Source organism: Ralstonia pickettii (genome assembly GCF_030582395.1).
GTDB lineage: Bacteria > Pseudomonadota > Gammaproteobacteria > Burkholderiales > Burkholderiaceae > Ralstonia > Ralstonia pickettii_D.
In genome coordinates, this window is record NZ_CP104382.1 from 667,382 (window position 1) to 684,115 (window position 16,734).

Below are 16,734 nucleotides of genomic sequence, written 5' to 3' on the forward strand. Positions count from 1 at the left end.
TTGAAGGTTTGCGAGCGATGATTCCGATTAGAGCACAGGGCTCGCAACGCTCAATATCCCCGCGAGAGAGGGGCGTTGTCAGGCAAACCGCGTCACGCTGTCGCCCCGGCAGAACGCCAGCAGCGCCAGCTGCCCGGCCTTGGCGTGGCGGATCGCCAGCGAAGACGGCGCGGAGATGGTGGCCAGCAGCGGCACCTGCACCTGCACGCATTTGCGCGCCAGCTCAAAGCTCGCGCGGCTTGTCATGACGATGAACCCGTCTGCGGGACGGATGCCGAGCCGGGCCAGCCGGCCGATCAGCTTGTCCAGCGCGTTGTGACGGCCGACGTCTTCCAGCACATGCAGCGGTGCGTTGCCGTCGGCAGGCACCCAGCCTGCGGCATGCAAGCCGCCCGTGAGTGCGTTGGCCGGTTGATGCGCCGTCATCGCCTGCATGGCGTCCAGCACTTGTGCGTCGGCAAGTGTCGCCAACCATGCGGGCGGCGTGAGCGGCGCGGGTGCGTCTTCAAAGGTCTGCAGGCTCTCAATGCCACACAGGCCGCAGCCCGTTGGGCCGGCCAGCGCGCGGCGGCGTTCCTTCAGTCGCACGAAGCAGTGCGAAGCGATTTCCGCATGCACTTCAAGCCCATGCGGGTGCGTTTCCACGTCGGCGCCACGCCAATCTGCGCGGCTGTCGACGATGCCTTCCGACAGCGCAAAGCCCAGCGCAAAGTCTTCCAGGTCGGCTGGCGAGGCCATCATTACTGCGTGCGTGATGCCGTTGAAGACAAGCGCGACCGGTGCTTCATCGGCGACGGCGGTGGCGGTGTCTTCGTGCACGCCGGTGCGCGTATGCTTTGTCGCGGTGGTGGACACGACCGGCAAGCCGGCGGGGTGGCGGGGTAGGAAAGTCATGCAGTGAAATCAGGCAATGCGCGGCCGGCATCGAGCAGCACGATCAGCCAGCGCGTGTCGTCCATGACGACGCGCAGCAGGCCGGCGTCAGCCAGTGGATGCAGTGCGCGCAGCACTGTGCTGGCGCGCTCGCCCACGCGCTTGGTCAGCCACGGCAGGGACACCGGCTTGCCGGCGTCGGCCTCGCGCAATGCGGCCAGCAGCGCCAGTTGCAGCGCAGACCATGCCGGCTCGGTTGGCATCAGGCTTCCGCCGTGTTGGCCGTGTTGACCGCGGGGGCGTCAGCGGGGCGTCGGACTTGGCTCGGCACCAGCATCACCGGAATCGACTTGGACGTCGGCGTGCGGGCCTGGTCGGCCACGGAGGACAGCGGCACCAGCGGATTGGTCTCCGGGTAATACGCCGCAAGACAGCCGCGCGGAATGTCATACGCCACGAGGCGGAAGCCATCGGCGCGGCGTGTCGTGCCGTCTTCGGAGAGCGTCACCATATCGACCCACTCGCCGTCTTTCATGTGGATCGTGTGCAGGTCTTCCTTGTTGATGAAGACCACGCGGCGCTGGCCGAACACGCCGCGGTAGCGGTCGTCCATGCCGTAGATCGTGGTGTTGTACTGATCGTGCGAACGCACCGTGGCGAGCGTAAAGACGGTGGCGTCGGCATGGCGCTCGCGGGCGCGGTGGACCGGCGTGTCGGTCGGTACGGCATGCGCATGGAATTCCGCCTTGCCCGACGGCGTGTTCCAGACGCGTTCGGATGCGGTGTTGCGCAGGCGGAAGCCGCCCGGCACGCGAATCTTCTCGTTGAAGCCGGCAAAGTCGTCGAACACGGCTTCAATGCGTTCGCGGATGCGGTCGTAGTCTTCGACCAGCCAGCGCCACGGGATGGTGCTCTCGGGCAGCGTCGCTTCGGCCAGGCGCGCCACGATGGCCGGCTCCGACAGCAGATGCGGCGAGGCCGGCGGGTTGATGCCCGCCGACATGTGCACCATGCTCATCGAATCTTCCACCGTCACGCCTTGCGTGCCGCCGGCCTGTTGGTCGACCTCGGTGCGGCCAAGGCACGGCAGGATCAGCGCAGCCTTGCCATGCACGATGTGGCTGCGGTTGAGCTTGGTGGTCACGTGCACGGTCAGATCGCATTGGCGCAGGCCCGCCCATGTGGCGGCGGTGTCCGGCGTGGCGGCCGCAAAGTTGCCGCCCATGGCGAAGAACACGCGCGCGGCGCCTTGCCGCATCGCTTCGATGGCGCCGACGGTGTCGTAACCATGTTCGCGTGGCACTTGAATGCCGAAGACTTGCTCCAGCCGATCCAGAAACGCAGGGGCGGGCTTCTCATAAATGCCCATCGTGCGATCGCCCTGCACATTGCTGTGGCCGCGCACGGGGCACGCACCGGCCCCCGGGCGCCCGATGTTGCCGCGCAGCAGCAGCAGGTTGACGATCATCTGGATCGTCGCGACTGAATGCTTGTGCTGCGTGATGCCCATGCCCCAGCAGGCGATGACGCTGCCGGCCTTGATATAGGTGTCACCGGCCTGGCGGATCTCGTGTTCCGGCAGGCCCGATTCGGCTTCGATCGTCGCCCACGATTCGGCACGCACGTCGGCGGCAAACGCGTCGTAGCCGCCGGTGTGCTGGGCGATGAAGGCGTGGTCGATGATGGCGGGCTCACCACGGCTGCGCGCCACATCGTCACGCTCGATCACGTGTTTGATGATGCCCTTGACCGTCGCCAGGTCGCCGCCGATGCGCACCTGGTGGTATTCGGTGCTGATGCGCGTGGAGCCGAGCGTCAGCATCTCGATCTTGCTTTGCGGATCGGCAAAGCGCTCCAGCCCGCGCTCGCGCAGCGGGTTGAACGAAACAATCTTGGCGCCGCGCTTGGACGCTTCGCGCAGCTCGCCAAGCATGCGCGGGTGGTTCGTCCCCGGGTTCTGGCCGAAGATGAAGATGGCGTCCGCCTTGGTGAAATCGTCGAGCGTGACGGTGCCCTTGCCGACGCCGATGCTGCTCCGCATGCCCGTGCCGGAAGGCTCGTGGCACATGTTCGAGCAGTCAGGGAAATTGTTCGTGCCATAGGCGCGCACGAACAACTGGTAAAGGAACGCCGCCTCATTGCTGGTGCGGCCGGAGGTGTAGAAGATCGCCTGGTTCGGATCGGGCAGCGCGCGCAGGTGCTGCGCGATCAGCGCGAAGGCGGCGTCCCATTCGATCGGCACGTACTTGTCGCTGGCCGCGTCGTAGACCATCGGGTGCGTCAGGCGGCCTTGGTCTTCGAGCGCGTAGTCCGACCACTCGGCGAGTTCGCGCACGGTGTGCTGGGCGAAGAACTCCGGCGTGGTGCGGCGGGACGTGGCTTCTGCAGCCACGGCTTTGACGCCGTTTTCGCAGAACTCGAAGGTGGATGCGTGGTCGCGGTCAGGCCAGGCGCAGCCCGGGCAGTCGAAGCCGTCAGGCTGGTTGGCTGACAGCATCGTCTTGGCGCCCTTGGCGGCGATGCCCTGCGACAGCAATTGATGCGCAACGCTTTTAAGCGCGCCCCAGCCACCGGCCGGGTGACGGTAGAACTCGATCTTCTGGTGCTTCATGAGTGGCGGGGCGGCGTTGAATGGGATGTCAGGAGAACAGAACGGCAGCTTTTTGGAGTGTAATCCAAACCCCCCAGCCCAACGGCAGGCCCACGGCGGCCCAGGCCAGCACCACGGCCACGGCCGAACCCGGATGCGCCTTCCATTCCAGCGACGTTTCCGGTGCAGCCACCGACGGCGTCGGGCTCTTGCTTGCCGCAGCGTGACGGAGCTCGTCGAGTTGCGCTTCGGTCATGAAGTGCTTCGCGTTGACCGGGCGCACCAGCAGGTTGCAGATGAAGCCGAGGATCAGCAGGCCGGCCAGGATCATCATCGTGATGTCGTACACGGCTGCGCGTTCCACGCCATGGGCGATCTGGTATTCGCGCAGGTAGTTCACCAGCACGGGGCCCAGGATGCCCGCCGTCGACCACGCCGTGAGCAGGCGGCCGTGGATGGCGCCCACCATCTGCGTGCCGAACATGTCGGCCAGATAAGCGGGCACGGTCGCAAAACCGCCGCCGTACATCGACAGGATCACGCAGAAGGCCAGTGCGAACAGCGCGATATTGCCCGTGTGCGAGGTCCACGGAATCGATGCGTACAGCACGAAGCCGAGCACGAAGAAGATCGCGTACGTCATCTTGCGGCCCAGGCGATCCGACAGCGATGCCCAGAAGAAACGGCCGCCAATGTTGAACAGGCTCAGCAGACCGGTGAAGCCCGCGGCGATGGCCGCGATCTGGCCTTTTTGCGCGGCGGTCAGGTCCATGAACGACGTCGTCACGCCCAGCAGCTTGCCGCCAAAGACTTCCTGCAGCAGCGGCGAAGCCATGCCGAGCACACCGATACCGGCCGATACGTTCAGGCACAGCACGGCCCAGATCAGCCAGAACTGCGGCGTTTTCAGGGCTTCATTGGCGTGGATGTGGCGTTGCGTGACCATCGTGTCTTTCGCCTTGGCGGGCGAGGGCGTCCAGCCGGCCGGTTTCCAGCCGGTGGGCGGCACTCGGTAGCCCAGCGCGCCGGCCATCATGAACACGAAGTAGATGCCGGCCAGGACGATAAACGTTTGCGACACCCCCACGGATTCGGGCGTTGCAAACAGCTTCATCAGGCGGTCAGCCAGCGGGGCGCCGATCATCGCGCCGCCGCCGAAGCCCATGATGGCCATGCCCGTGGCCATGCCGCGCTTGTCCGGGAACCACTTGATCAGCGTCGACACCGGCGAGATGTAGCCCAGCCCGAGGCCGATGCCGCCGATCACGCCCGAGCCCACCCACAGTAGCCACAGCTGATGCATCTGGATGCCGAGTGCGGAAATCAGCAGCCCGCCGCACCAGCACACGGCCGACACGACGCCGGCCTTGCGCGGGCCAACGCGTTCAAGCCAGCCGCCCCACATGGCGGCGGATGCGCCCAGGAACACGAAGAACAGCGTGAACATCCAGCCCAGACTGGAGACGCGCCAGTCGCAGGTGGTGGTGAACAGTTCTGCGATCAGCGAGACGTCGGCGCCGCAGGTCAGCGGCTTGGTGATGCCCAGCGCGCGGCCAAGCGGCAGCCAGAAGACGGAAAAACCATACGCCATGCCAATGCAAAGATGGATGGCGAGCGCGGCAGGCGGAACCAGCCAGCGATTGAACCCAACCGCGGCGACGGTGCGCTCGCGCGAAAAAAATGGATGCAGGACTGCTTCGGACATCGAATCCCCCCGGATGAGTTGAGCCCGTGTTGTGACGTGTACGGTGAAACGGTGCGGCCGCCTCGGTCATGGCCGGTGCGTGCCAGCCGGCTGCGATGGGACTGCGCCGACGTTGCCCGCGAAAGATAGTGGGGCAGCGTGTTCTAGATCAATAGTTGTAGTCGCCCGTTGTATTGCGAATTACGCAACTTGCAGCCGAATTGCTTAATTTATGTGACTGAAAACATAAATAAACCGGGTACGGAATCGCGGTAATTGGTGTTCCGTTTGCCAGCGCCAATACTGGATCGCAGAGATAGCGGCGCCCGCCACGTCGGCGGCAAGAAAACCTGGAGGTGGCGGATGGCAGTCGACACGCAACTTGAGGCTCAGGCGTTGGGCGTGAGCGAATCTGTCGTCATGGGCGTGGCAGGCACCGCGCCGGCGTTCAGCATTGCCGCCACCACGGTCACGCTGATCGGCGCGGTCGGGGCGCTCACGCCGGCCAGCCTCCTGTATTGCGGACTGATCATGTTTGGGGTGACGTTTGCCTATCTGCACCTGAATCGCGTCAACCCACATGCAGGTGCGGCGTATGCCTGGGTGGGCGCTATCTTCAATCGCACGTTGGGGTTCTTTGCCGGCTGGGCACTGCTGGTGGCGTCGGGCGTGTTCATGGTGTCCGGCACGATTCCAGCCGCAACGGCCACGCTCACACTCGTGGCTCCGTCGCTGGCTGCGCAGCCAGCCGTGGTGGCGCTGGTGGCGGCAGCATGGCTGCTCGTGGTGACCGCGGTCATCATCAAGGGCATCAAGCTGACAAGCTATTCGCAGATTGCCATGACCGTCACGGAGACCGTCATTCTTGTCGGCTTGATCGTGCTGGCCGTGGTGAAATTCGGCGCGCATCCGGCACATGCGCTGTCGTGGGCACTGCTGTCGCCCGCGGCCTTCACACCGCAGCTGTTTGCGACCGGTGCGCTCACGGCGCTGTTCTTCTTCTGGGGCTGGGACGTGACGGTCAACCTGACGGAAGAGACGCGCGACGCCAATCACGCGCCCGGCCGTGGCGCGTTGTGGGCCATGGTGATTGTGCTGGCGCTGTTCATGGGTTTTGCTGCCGTGATCCTGCTCGTGCTGAGCGACGCGGAAATCGACCAGTCCAGCACGAACGTCATTTTTGCCGTGGCCGACAAACTGCTGCCCCGCCCGTGGAGCTATGTGGCCGTGGTGGCCGTCATGCTGAGCACGGTCGGGACCCTGGAGACCTCCATCCTGCAATTCACGCGCACGCTGTATGCCGAGGGCCGCGACGGCATGTTGCATGCGCGCTATGCCAGGCTGCATCCGACTTGGCGCACACCATGGGTGGCCACCGTTGTGATTGCGGCGGTTGGCTTGATCCTGCTATTTGGTGCGTCTTTTTTCCCGAGCATCAACGCCATCATCAAGGATTCGGTCAACGCAATCGGGTTTCAGGTGGCGTTCTACTACGGGCTGGCGGGCTTCGCCTGCGCTTGGCACTACCGGCGCGAAGCGCTTCGCTCGGTGTTCAATGCGGTGTTTCTGGTCGGCTGGCCATTGGGCAGCGCGTTGTTCTTGTGGTTGATCGCGGGCTACAGCGTACCGACGTTCGACCTGACGACAAATCTGGTCGGCCTGGGCGGCATCGCCGTGGGCGTGGTGCCGCTGGTGGTCAACCGATGGTCTGCAGCGCGTGGAGCGCGCTTAGCCCGCAACCGATGAGGTGGGCCACGGGCAACTGCTTGCCATCTGGCGGAATTCGTCGGCCAACTTGCGCAGGCGAACAAGCGCGGATTGCATTTCCGCCGCACGCTCCAGATGCGGGCCAATGCTCTGCGCGGTGCGCTCAATGCTGCGGGCCGCATCGCCAATCGGCTGATGGCCGAGCATGCGCGCAGAGCCGACGATGCGATGGGCTGCTTCAACGATCTGCGCGTCGTCTGCGCCCCGGAGGGCTTTCTCCAGGTTGGCCAGATCGTGTTCCATCGTCTCGGAAAAGAGATCGACGATAAAGCGCCATTGCTGCACATCATTGCCAAACAGCTCGATGAGGGTGGCGATAACCTGTGGCGGGAACTGCGCGGTGATGCTGGCGGCGACGTGGGGCGTGGTGTGCATGGTAGCGTTGCAGGCGGTGAAGTCAGAGACGCACTCTGCACGCCGGGCGTACGGGCAACCATGAGATTGGTCCGATTTCTGATGCCGATTCAAAGCAAAACGGGCGCACCGCCGGTGAGGCGATGCGCCCGTTTCGCTTTTGGAGCGAGCGTGGCTTACGGCAGCATGGCGGCTGTCGGGCTGACGTCCGAATCGCGCGACGGCGGGCGGCGGTTTCGGTGCGCCCAGGTGAAGACCACCGGCAGCACCAGCAGTGTGAGGATCGTCGTCGTCACCATGCCGCCGACGATCACCAGCGCCAGCGGACGCTGCGCTTCCGAGCCGATGCTGTGCGAGAGCGCCGCCGGCAACAGGCCCAGGCCGGCCAGCATGGCGGTCATGATCACCGGGCGCAGACGCAGCGCGGCACCGTCGACAGTGGCTTCCCGCACGTTTTCGGATTGCGACAGACGGTTGACGTACGAGATCAGGATCACCCCGTCCTGGATGGCAATGCCGAACAATGACAGGAAGCCGATCCCCGCTGAAATCGACAGCGTCTCATTTGCGATATGCAGCGCCAGCAACCCGCCGATGGCGGCAAACGGCACATTCAGCACCACCATCAGTGCATCCTTGAAGTTGCCGAACGTGCTGTACAGCAGCAGGAAGATCACGAGAATCGTCAACGGCACGATCACCATCAGCTTGCCTTGGGCGACCTTCATCTCGTTGAACTGGCCATCCCACTTGACGGTATAGCCCTCGGGCAGTTTTACGCTGTTGCCCACCACACGCTGTGCCTCGTCCACGGCACCGCCCAGGTCACGGCCGCGCACGCCGAACTTGATGGCAATGTAGCGCTTGCCTTCCTCGCGGTAGATGAAGAACGGGCCGTCGGTCATTTCCACCTTGGCGATCATCGACAGCGGAATGTGCTGCCCATCGGGCGTGTCGATCAGCAGCTCACGGATAGCGTCGTACGACGCACGTGCCTGCTGGTTCAGCCGCACCGCCAGCCCGAACGATTTTTCACCCTCCAGGATTTGCGTGACCGGCGCTCCGCCGATGGCGTATTGCACGAGGTTCTGCACGTCGCTCACGTTGATGTTGAAGCGCGCAGCCGCCTGGCGGTCGATCGAAACGTTCAGTGTCGGCTGACCCAGCTCGCGGAAGATGCCCACGTCCACCAGACCCTGCACCTTCTTAAGCTGCGCCTGGATTTCGTTGGCCTTCGCTTCGAGAACGTTGAGATCGTTCCCGAACAGCTTCACCGAGTTCTCGCCCTTGACGCCGGACAGCGCCTCGTCAACGTTGTCCTGGATGTACTGCGAGAAGTTGTATTCGATACCGGGAATCTTCTCGAGGTGCTTGGACAGGCGTTCGACCAGTTGTCCCTTGGTCATGCCCTTGGCCCATTGGTCGGGCGGGGCGAAGTAGAGGCCGTACTCCTGGTTGAACACGCCGGTGGAGTCGGTGCCGTCATCCGGACGTCCGATCTGCACGGAAACCTTCTGGATTTCCGGCTGCTTGGTGAAGTACGTGCGCAAGTCGTTGGCCACCGACGCGGAGTATTCCAGGTCCACCGTGTTGGGCAGCGTAATGCGCAGCCACAGGTTGTTCTCTTCCAGCGTGGGGAGGAACTCCGTGCCGAGGAAGGTGGCGCTGTACAGCGTCAGCAAGAGCGCCGTAATGGCCGTGGCAAAGACGGTCATCGGCCGGGCAATGAGCTTGCGCAGCAGAGGCTTGTACCAGCGCAGAATCGCCGCAATGAACGCCGGCGAATGCGGATGCAGCGTCTTGCCGAAGACGAACGACGTGGCCGCCGGCACGAACGTCAGGCTGAGCACGATCGATGCCATCAACGCAAAGCCCATCGTGAACGCCATCGGCTTGAAGATGATGCCTTCCACGCCGCCGATGAAGAACAGCGGCGAATACGCCACGATGATGATGCCCGTAGAGAAGATCATCGCGCGCTGCACTTCGTTGGTCGCCTTGACGATCGCGTCCTCGAGCTTCTCGGCGCCTTCTTCGAGGTGCCGCATGATGTTTTCCATCACGATCACGGCCGCGTCGACAATCACCCCAAAGTCGATCGCACCGAGCGAGATCAGGTTGGCCGGCACATGGAAGTGCTCCATGCTGATGAACGAGACGCACAGCGCCAGCGGAATCACCGCCGCCACCACAGCCGCCGCCCGGAAGTTGCCCAGGAAGACGAACAGCACCGCGAGCACCAGCGCGATGCCCACCACCAGCGTGTGTTCGACCGTGCCCATCGTGATGTCGAGCAGCACCTGGCGATCGTAGAACGGTTTGATCTGGACGCTCTTGGGCAGGATGCCGTTGTTCAGCTCCGCCACTTTTTCGCGCACCTTGGCCAGCACTTCGGTGGCGTTGGCGTCGCGCTTGAGCAGCACGATGCCTTCCACCACGTCGGGCTGGTCGTTGTATTGCACCTGGCCCAGACGCTGCACATTCCCGACTTCCACTTCGGCTATATCACGCACGCGGACAGGCACGCCATTGTTGGCGGTCACCACCACGTTGCGGATGTCGTCGACCGTTTGCAGCAGGCCGACGCCGCGCACGACGAACTGCTGCTCGCCATCGCGCAGCAGGTTGCCGCCGGTGTTGTTGTTGGCGTTGCCGATGGCCGTGATGAGCTGTGACAGCGTGATCCCGTATGACAGCAGCTTCGCGGGCGAGGGAACGATGTGGTACTCCTTCACCTTGCCGCCGAAGGAGCTGACATCCGCCACCCCCTGTACGTGCTTGAGCCCCTTGGAGATGTCGTAGTCCTGGTAGCTCTTGAGCGTGGTGAGATCGACGCCGTCGCCTACGAGACGAAAACGCATGATTTCGCCAGTCGCATCCGAGTCCGGGCTCAGAGACGACTGCACGCCCGTCGGCAAGTTGGCACTCGCCAGGTACTGCGAAAAATTCTGACGCGCCTTGAAGCTATCCGTGCCTTCCTTGAACTTGAGCGTCACCACCGACAGCCCGAACAGCGATACCGAGCGGAACGATTGCACATCCGGCACACCAGCCAGCGCGTTTTCGATGGGGATGGTGATCTGCTGTTCGACCTCGGTCGTGCTGCGGCCCGGCCATTGCGTGATGGCCTGCACCGAGAGCGGCGCCACGCCCGGATACGCCTGCAACGGCAACTCTTTGAATGAGAGCACGCCGACCACCAGCAGAGCGATCGCCAGAAAGACGATCAGCAGCCGGCGCTTGAGAATGCCCGCGATCGGGTTGAACTGCATGCTCAAGCTCCTGCCTTCACGATCATCTCGTTGAGCAGTGCGGCGCCGCGCACCACGACCCGCGACGAGGCATCCAACCCTGCCGTGACGGCAAAATTGCCATCCGTGCCGGTGTCCTTGCCGCGCACCTCCACACGCTTGAAATGCGTGGCATCGCTTTGCACGATCACGTAGTAGCCGCCGTGGTCTTTCACCAGGGCGGACTTCGGCACCACCGTGGCCTGGCCGCTGCCCGTCCGGATGCGCGCCGTGGCGTACATCTCGGGGCGCAGCAGGCCGTCGGTGTTGGGCACGTCGCAGCGCACCGTCAGCGTGTGCGTGGCGGGGTCGATATTCGGGGCGATGAAGCTTACGCGGCCCGTGAACTCGCGATTCGGATACGCCGCCGTGCGCAGGGAGATCGGCTGGCCGATGCGCACGCTGGCAATGTCGTTCTCATACACGTTGCCGGTAAACCACAGCACACGCGTATCGACGATGCTCATGAACGAGTCGCCCACATTCAGGAAGGCGCCCGGATCCATGTTGCGCTTGACGATCGTGCCCGAGATGGGTGCGCGCAGCGTCAGGTGTTCAGCCGGTGTGCCGCGTTTGGCGATCTGTGCCACATCCGCATCGGACATGCCCAGCACGTGCAGACGGCCCGCGGCGGACTGTACGGTGGCGTCTGCATCTTCCAGCAGATCCTTCATGTTGGAGCCCTTGAGCTGGCGAGCAGTATTCAGGGCCAGCAGGTATTCCTTCTGCGCGGAGATGAAGTCGGGTGCGTAGAGCTCGGCAATGGGCTGACCCTCGCGCACCAGCGCCCCTTCAAACTGCAGGATGTGATCAAGCCGGCCGGCCACGCGCGCCGAGGCCAGTTTGGTCAGCTCGGCGTTGTACGCGAGCTTGCCCGGCGTGGACAGCTCCACCGGCACCGAAAGCTGACTGACCTGCGCGACCTTCACCTGTTGGGGGTCGAAGCCGCCGGAGGGAATTTCGATGGAGTCGGGTTTCGGCCGAGAGGCGGCAGCCGGCGCAGAGGCCGGGCCGGCAGCGGGTTTTGCAGTCTCGGCCGGCTCGGCGGCGGGCCACTTGCGTCCGACCACCACGCCTACAGCGAGGGCTGCTGCCAAGGCGATCACAGCAACGACAGGAGAGAACTTCTTCATGATGTTATTGAGCTTGAACCGGCGAGCGGCCGGTGGCCGCGAGCAGCGCGTGATAGGCCTGCAAGGCCGTGGCCTGTGCCTGGGCGACCGACAGTTCGGCGTTCTTGAGCGCGCCCTGGGCGGTGAGCAGGTCGTTGAAATCGGCGTTGTTGCTGGCGTAGTTGGTCATCGTGACGCGATAGGCCGCCAGCGCCTGCGGCAGTTGCCGCTGCTTGTTGAAATCGAGCTGCGCAAGCGTCTGACGCAGCGTGTTGTAGGCGGTATCGACGGCCAGTAACGTCTGCTGGCGCACCGACACATCGTTCGCCTCGGTGGCAATCTGGCTTTCCACCGCCTGGTTCACGCCGTACTTCTCCTTGGTCAGGAACCAGAACGGGATGATCACGTCCAGTTCGATCTGGTAGCTGTTCGGGCGCACGCCATACGGCGGGTTGTCCGTCGTGACGGTGGCAATGACCTGGAAGTCGGGCAGGTAGGCTTTGCGCGCCAGCGTCACGCTCTTGCGCGCCGCGTCCATCAGTTCGGCCGATGCCTTGATCGACGGGTGCTCGCGCAGCGCCTGGTTTTCCAGTTCGGGCAGCGGTTCATCCGGCAGGCGTACAGCCTCGTCGTCTGCGCGCAGCACGAGGGGGAAGCTCGGATCCTTCCCGATGAGCGTGTTGAGCGTCTGCAACGTGCTGTCGTACTGGCGTTGCGCGGCAAACAGGTCGTTCTGTGCGCTGCTCTGCATGACCTGCGCGTTGAGGAAATCTGCGTAGGCGGCGGCGTTGTTGGCGTAGCGCACACGCGTGATCTGCTTGACCTGCTCCAGGCGCGTGATGGTCAGCTTCTGCACGTCGATCTGCTTTTGCAGCGCAATCGCCTGATAGTACGTGGTGGAAAGCTGCGCATAGAGCTGCAGGTACAGCGCGTCATTCTGCGCGTTCAGGGACTCAGCCTGGCGATCGGCAATCTCGGCCGCCAGCGCTTTTTTACCCGGAAACGGGATCTGCTGCGTCAGGTTGTACTGGCTGCCGCCCGCGCGGTTCACCGCCAGAGGGAATCCCTTGGGGATGCTGTTCCAGATATAGCCGAGCTGCGGATTGTTGGGCGACGCAAGCTGCGGCGGTATGGACTTGGCCGACAAATAGTTATGGCGTCCCTGGATCAATTGCGGGTTGTTGCCTTTCAGCTCCTGCAGCAGTTCGACCAGGTTGAAGCCGGCGCCCGTCACGCCCGGCACGGAAGGCTTGATGGGCGGCATGGTGGCGACCGGCATGCTGGCCGCAGCCGGCGCCGATGCCGGCGTGGCTGCCCAGGCAGCGGCAAATGGCAGGCAGGTCACCGCGCACAGCACGGCCCTCGCCCGTAAATGGAATGCACCCCGATGTTTCACTGCAGCAGACTCCCCCTTGAGACGGGAGCGTTTTTACCGACGCGAACTTTCAAGCGCCTTTCACGGCTCAGCAAGCTGTCAGGATCGGGGAAAACGCAAAAACCCCGCCCAGCAGCGCCAGTCTGCGACAGTTATATGACAAGACATGATGACCGTCTCAGGCAGGTGCAAGTGGACATGCCATGCCGACGCGCGTGGCAAGTGCGTCTCGCATGGCCTGCAGGCTTGCGATGCGGGCATCGATCATGGCCAGTTTGTCGCGCAGCAACGCGGTGACGGCGGCATCGGTGTCGGGTTGCTGCCACACGTGCGACATGCCTTCTTTGATTTCCGCCAGTGTGAAACCCAGCTGCTGGGCCGTGCGCACGTATTGCACCAGTTCTACGATTTCGGGCGGATAGGCGCGGTAGCCGTTGCTCCGGCGCCGCGCTCGGATCAGGCCGCGCGCCTCGTAAAAGCGCAAGCCATCCCGCGAGACGCCGGTTGCAGCCGCCAAGTCGCCGATGGACAGGTCGCCGGCATGCGCATTGGAAATGGGAGCGGGAAGAGCGGCAGGCATGGTGGTTTGGGAGGAGGGATACGGTCGGCGGGCTTGACCTTGGAGCGTACACCAAGCTTTAGCGTGGCGACTCCTTCACTTCACTTTTGGAGTTTTGTCATGGTCTCGGTTTCCGAATCGACCTTCCTGCGTATCGTGCGGACCAGCGCTTGGTATGACCTGATCATGACCGCGCCGTTTGCGACGCCGTGGACGTTCGCGCTGTTGCATCAGGCGCTCAGCGCATTGGCGCAGGCGCTGGGCATCGGCAGCTTGCCGGCGTTTGAGCCAACGCATCTGCTGATGGCCAATCTGATGGGATCGGTGGTGTGCGTGTGGTCGGTATTGCGCATCCGACGGCCAAGTGTGGCGCTGGGCCGGTATGACGCCGTGGCGCGCGGGCTGTTTGCGGCGTGGCAGGCGTACGCCCTGGCATCGGGCGCGACGCTGCTGCTGGTGCCCTTCCTGATCGCAGAGATTGGCTTTGGGCTGCTGCAATCGCTGCCCGTGGGCCGCCTGCTTGTGCGAGCAGGCGCGCGGGCGGCGTAAGCGCTTGGCAGTTCAGCGCGCGGCCGGGGCGCTGGCCGGTGCCTCGGGCGGCAAGCCGGCCGGGATGTACGGGCCACCCCCCAGCACCTGCATGCGCGAGAGCACGCGCAGCTGATTGTCGAGCTTGGCCGGGTCAACGAAGCGTTTGACGTCTTCGCCGGCGCGGCGAGCCATTTCTGGGGTATCGACCCAGCCCGTTAGCGTGACCTTGCCGTCGGGGTTGGATCGGATGCGGATCTGGCGCGTGCTGAGTGCCGTGTCCTGGTCCAGCGCCGCCTTGACCTGGTACGAGAGCAGCGAGTCGTCGAGCATGCGCGCGCCGGAAGCGGTGGAGCTATCACCCCAGGCGCAAGCGGTCAGAAGTGTTGTGGCACCGATTGCAGCCAACACACCGGCCGAGGCTGCGAAGGACAACTGAGGGAAGCGCATCGATACTCCTGAAGAGAGGGCGACAAGCCGACATCATAAGCCCGCCGCCCCCGCAAACGGCTTAACGCCTGCGGCGCTGCCAAAGGGTCTGCGCCGCCAGCCAACCCGGTCCCACCGTTGCCACGAGCGCAATCAGCACGCCCCACACGAAATGAAATTCAATGGCCGATGCCGACAGATTGGCCCAGTACGACACCGCCGCCACCACGTTGACGAAGAACAGCCCGGCAGCTGCCAGCCTCGGTACGATGCCGGCCAGCATCAGAGAAGGGAAAACCAGTTCGCCGAACGTGCCGAGCGCTGCTGCCAGTGCGGGCGGCAACAGCGGCACTTTGTATTCTTCGGTGAAGAGCAGCACGGTTGTGTCCCAGTCGTGCAGCTTGGTCAGCCCCGACCGGAAGAACACGTAGAAGAGATACGCGCGCGCGATCAACAGGATGATCGAACAAAGCGTGCTTTGCGGACCGGCAAGCCGGTCGAACGTCGCGCGCAGCCGTGTAAGCGGCGCAAAAGTCGGGCTGAGGGTGTTCATGGCGTGTCTCCAGTAGACAAGGTTGTTGGGCAGGCAGACAGTGCGAGCAGCCCCGAGCGATAGAGGCCGGACAGGCATGCAGTCAGATCAAAATCGGGTCGCTCGGCCAGCGTGGTCTCGAGCGCGGCCTGAAGCGACGTCCCAGCTTCGCAAGCGGCCAGGAACGCGGCGGTCAGCGGATCAAGGTCGAGCACAGCAACGCGGTGCCCGCGCACGGCAATCGCGGCGGCTTCGCCCACGCCCAGGTCGATTGCATTCAGCGCGATGGTTTCCCCGGGCTGGTGCGCGCGCCAGATTGACACCACGGGCCACCGCGACGCCACCCACTGCGCTCCCTCGATCAGCCCCGCGCGGATGGTGTCTGCCGGCTGCGCGAGCAACGTGGCATCCGCCGCTTCAACGTGGGCGTCCGGGGCGTAATGCGCCCAATGCACGCACCATTCCAGGCGCGCGACATCGGCCAGATAGGGCACGCTGTGTGCCAACGGCGATTGCGCAATGACGTCTGGCAGCGCATTCCCGTAGCGATGCAGGTTCGGAGATGTGGATGCCTGCACCGCGAGCGTGTCGCGCACGAGCGCATCGAAGCAGTCGTCGCCGACCAGCGTGCGGCAGACGGGGTAGGCCCCCGCCAGCGCGTTGCGCAGGATGGCCAGTCGCGCATTGCGGTAGATGGCGATGCCGCGTGTTTCTTCGTTGGTCAAGGGGGCCGTCAGCGCGCCGACGAGCTGGGCTTCCCAGTCAGGCAGTCGCATGGCGTGGCTCCTGCATGGCGGCGGTGGCGTGGCGATCCAGCATCGCCTGGGCGCGTGCCGCTTCTTCCAGCAACACCTGCACTGGAGGCAGGTCAGCATCCCATTCGATCAACGTGGGGCGTGCGCCGTGCTTGGCAATCCACGCGTCATACAGCGCCCAGACGGGCGCATGGACGGGCGCGCTGTGCGTGTCGATCAGCATGCCGTCTTCCACGCTGAAGCCTGCCAGGTGAATCTCGCCGACCAGCGCCGGGTCGATATCGGCCAGTACCGATTCGACGGTCACGCCATGGTTGACGCTGTTCACGTACAGATTGTTCAAGTCCAACAAGATGCCGCAGCCGGTACGCCGGGCGAGGGCGGTCAGGAATGCACCTTCGGAGACGGCGTCGTCGGCGTCGACCAGCGTGCGGCAGTCGATGTACGCGGCAATGTTTTCGATCAGCAGCGGCCGCTTGAGGATGTCCTGGGCGCGCATGACGTTGGCGCAGACAACATCCAGCGATTCGCGGGAATAAGGCAGCGGCAGGAGATCGTTGACGACTTGTGCGCCGCTGCGGTTGAAGCACAGGTGCTCGGAAATGGCGGCGGGCGCAACGGCGTCGGCCAGGGCAGCGATGGCGCGGACGTGCTCGACGTCCAGCCCATCGGCATTGCCGAGCCCCATGCCGACGCCGTGCAGGCTTACCGGCTGGTGCTCGCGCGCGGCCAGCAGTGCTGCACGTGCCGGGCCGCCATACAGATAGTTCTCGCTGTGCACTTCCGCCCACGGGAAACGGGCTTGCCCGTGCAGCAGGGCGGGGAAGTGCGGGGCGCGCAGGCCTGCGCCGGCGCAGGTTGGCAGAGCAGTCTGCATGGCAGTCAC

General features: G+C 64.3%; 15 protein-coding genes. 2 read left to right on the plus strand and 13 right to left on the minus strand.

What is annotated here, in order from left to right; translation table 11 throughout:
• Positions 1 to 78 precede the first annotated feature (78 nt).
• The 4 genes from fdhD to N5B55_RS19725 are packed head-to-tail and all read right to left on the minus strand — an operon-like array spanning position 79 to position 5,168.
• A complete protein-coding gene (gene fdhD / locus N5B55_RS19710; protein WP_065853884.1) occupies positions 79 to 894 on the minus strand; it encodes a formate dehydrogenase accessory sulfurtransferase FdhD in 816 nt (271 codons plus the stop codon).
• Positions 891 to 1,136: a MarR family transcriptional regulator gene (locus N5B55_RS19715; RefSeq protein ID WP_154205854.1), complete on the minus strand. Its 246-nt coding sequence runs from the start codon at positions 1,134 to 1,136 to the stop codon at positions 891 to 893. The genes fdhD and N5B55_RS19715 overlap by 4 nt, the downstream gene beginning before the upstream one ends.
• A complete protein-coding gene (locus tag N5B55_RS19720) occupies positions 1,136 to 3,484 on the minus strand; it encodes an FdhF/YdeP family oxidoreductase (protein WP_304541423.1) in 2,349 nt (782 codons plus the stop codon). The genes N5B55_RS19715 and N5B55_RS19720 overlap by 1 nt, the downstream gene beginning before the upstream one ends.
• A gap of 28 nt (positions 3,485 to 3,512) precedes the next feature.
• Positions 3,513 to 5,168: an OFA family MFS transporter gene (locus N5B55_RS19725; RefSeq protein WP_304541425.1), complete on the minus strand. Its 1,656-nt coding sequence runs from the start codon at positions 5,166 to 5,168 to the stop codon at positions 3,513 to 3,515.
• A gap of 342 nt (positions 5,169 to 5,510) precedes the next feature.
• Between N5B55_RS19725 and N5B55_RS19730 the strand changes: the two genes are divergently transcribed.
• Positions 5,511 to 6,893, plus strand: coding sequence for an APC family permease (locus N5B55_RS19730; RefSeq protein WP_304541427.1), 1,383 nt, complete (start codon positions 5,511 to 5,513; stop codon positions 6,891 to 6,893).
• Here N5B55_RS19730 and N5B55_RS19735 read toward each other — a convergent pair.
• From N5B55_RS19735 to N5B55_RS19755, 5 genes are all read right to left on the minus strand, one after another.
• Complete coding sequence (locus N5B55_RS19735) at positions 6,876 to 7,289, minus strand: Hpt domain-containing protein (protein WP_304541429.1); 414 nt, start codon at positions 7,287 to 7,289, stop codon at positions 6,876 to 6,878. The genes N5B55_RS19730 and N5B55_RS19735 overlap by 18 nt on opposite strands.
• Before the next feature lie 155 nt (positions 7,290 to 7,444).
• Positions 7,445 to 10,540 (minus strand): efflux RND transporter permease subunit, encoded by a 3,096-nt coding sequence (locus N5B55_RS19740; RefSeq protein WP_065853894.1) that lies wholly within the window; start codon positions 10,538 to 10,540, stop codon positions 7,445 to 7,447.
• Positions 10,541 to 10,542: 2 nt separating this feature from the next.
• Positions 10,543 to 11,691 (minus strand): efflux RND transporter periplasmic adaptor subunit, encoded by a 1,149-nt coding sequence (locus tag N5B55_RS19745; RefSeq protein ID WP_304541433.1) that lies wholly within the window; start codon positions 11,689 to 11,691, stop codon positions 10,543 to 10,545.
• 4 nt (positions 11,692 to 11,695) lie between these two features.
• Positions 11,696 to 13,066, minus strand: coding sequence for a TolC family protein (locus N5B55_RS19750; RefSeq protein WP_369812453.1), 1,371 nt, complete (start codon positions 13,064 to 13,066; stop codon positions 11,696 to 11,698).
• Positions 13,067 to 13,223: 157 nt separating this feature from the next.
• A complete protein-coding gene (locus N5B55_RS19755) occupies positions 13,224 to 13,625 on the minus strand; it encodes a MerR family transcriptional regulator (protein ID WP_103519066.1) in 402 nt (133 codons plus the stop codon).
• Positions 13,626 to 13,724: 99 nt separating this feature from the next.
• On the opposite strand from N5B55_RS19755, the gene N5B55_RS19760 reads away from it, so the two are divergent.
• Entirely contained in the window at positions 13,725 to 14,153 is a 429-nt protein-coding gene (locus tag N5B55_RS19760; protein ID WP_304541436.1) for a hypothetical protein, read from the plus strand.
• Between the two features lie 12 nt (positions 14,154 to 14,165).
• Here the strand turns inward: N5B55_RS19760 and N5B55_RS19765 are convergent, their stop codons facing one another.
• The 4 genes from N5B55_RS19765 to bufB form a co-directional block, all read right to left on the minus strand.
• Positions 14,166 to 14,582, minus strand: coding sequence for a BON domain-containing protein (locus N5B55_RS19765; RefSeq protein ID WP_009240681.1), 417 nt, complete (start codon positions 14,580 to 14,582; stop codon positions 14,166 to 14,168).
• A 61-nt stretch (positions 14,583 to 14,643) separates the two neighbouring features.
• Positions 14,644 to 15,114: a DoxX family protein gene (locus N5B55_RS19770; protein WP_103519064.1), complete on the minus strand. Its 471-nt coding sequence runs from the start codon at positions 15,112 to 15,114 to the stop codon at positions 14,644 to 14,646.
• Positions 15,111 to 15,869 carry an HvfC/BufC N-terminal domain-containing protein gene (locus N5B55_RS19775; protein ID WP_304541439.1) on the minus strand — a complete coding sequence of 253 codons (759 nt, stop codon included), beginning with the start codon at positions 15,867 to 15,869 and terminating at the stop codon, positions 15,111 to 15,113. Before N5B55_RS19775 ends, N5B55_RS19770 begins: the two co-directional genes overlap by 4 nt.
• Positions 15,856 to 16,725 (minus strand): MNIO family bufferin maturase, encoded by an 870-nt coding sequence (gene bufB / locus N5B55_RS19780; protein WP_103519062.1) that lies wholly within the window; start codon positions 16,723 to 16,725, stop codon positions 15,856 to 15,858. Before bufB ends, N5B55_RS19775 begins: the two co-directional genes overlap by 14 nt.
• Between the last annotated feature and the right edge of the window lie 9 nt (positions 16,726 to 16,734).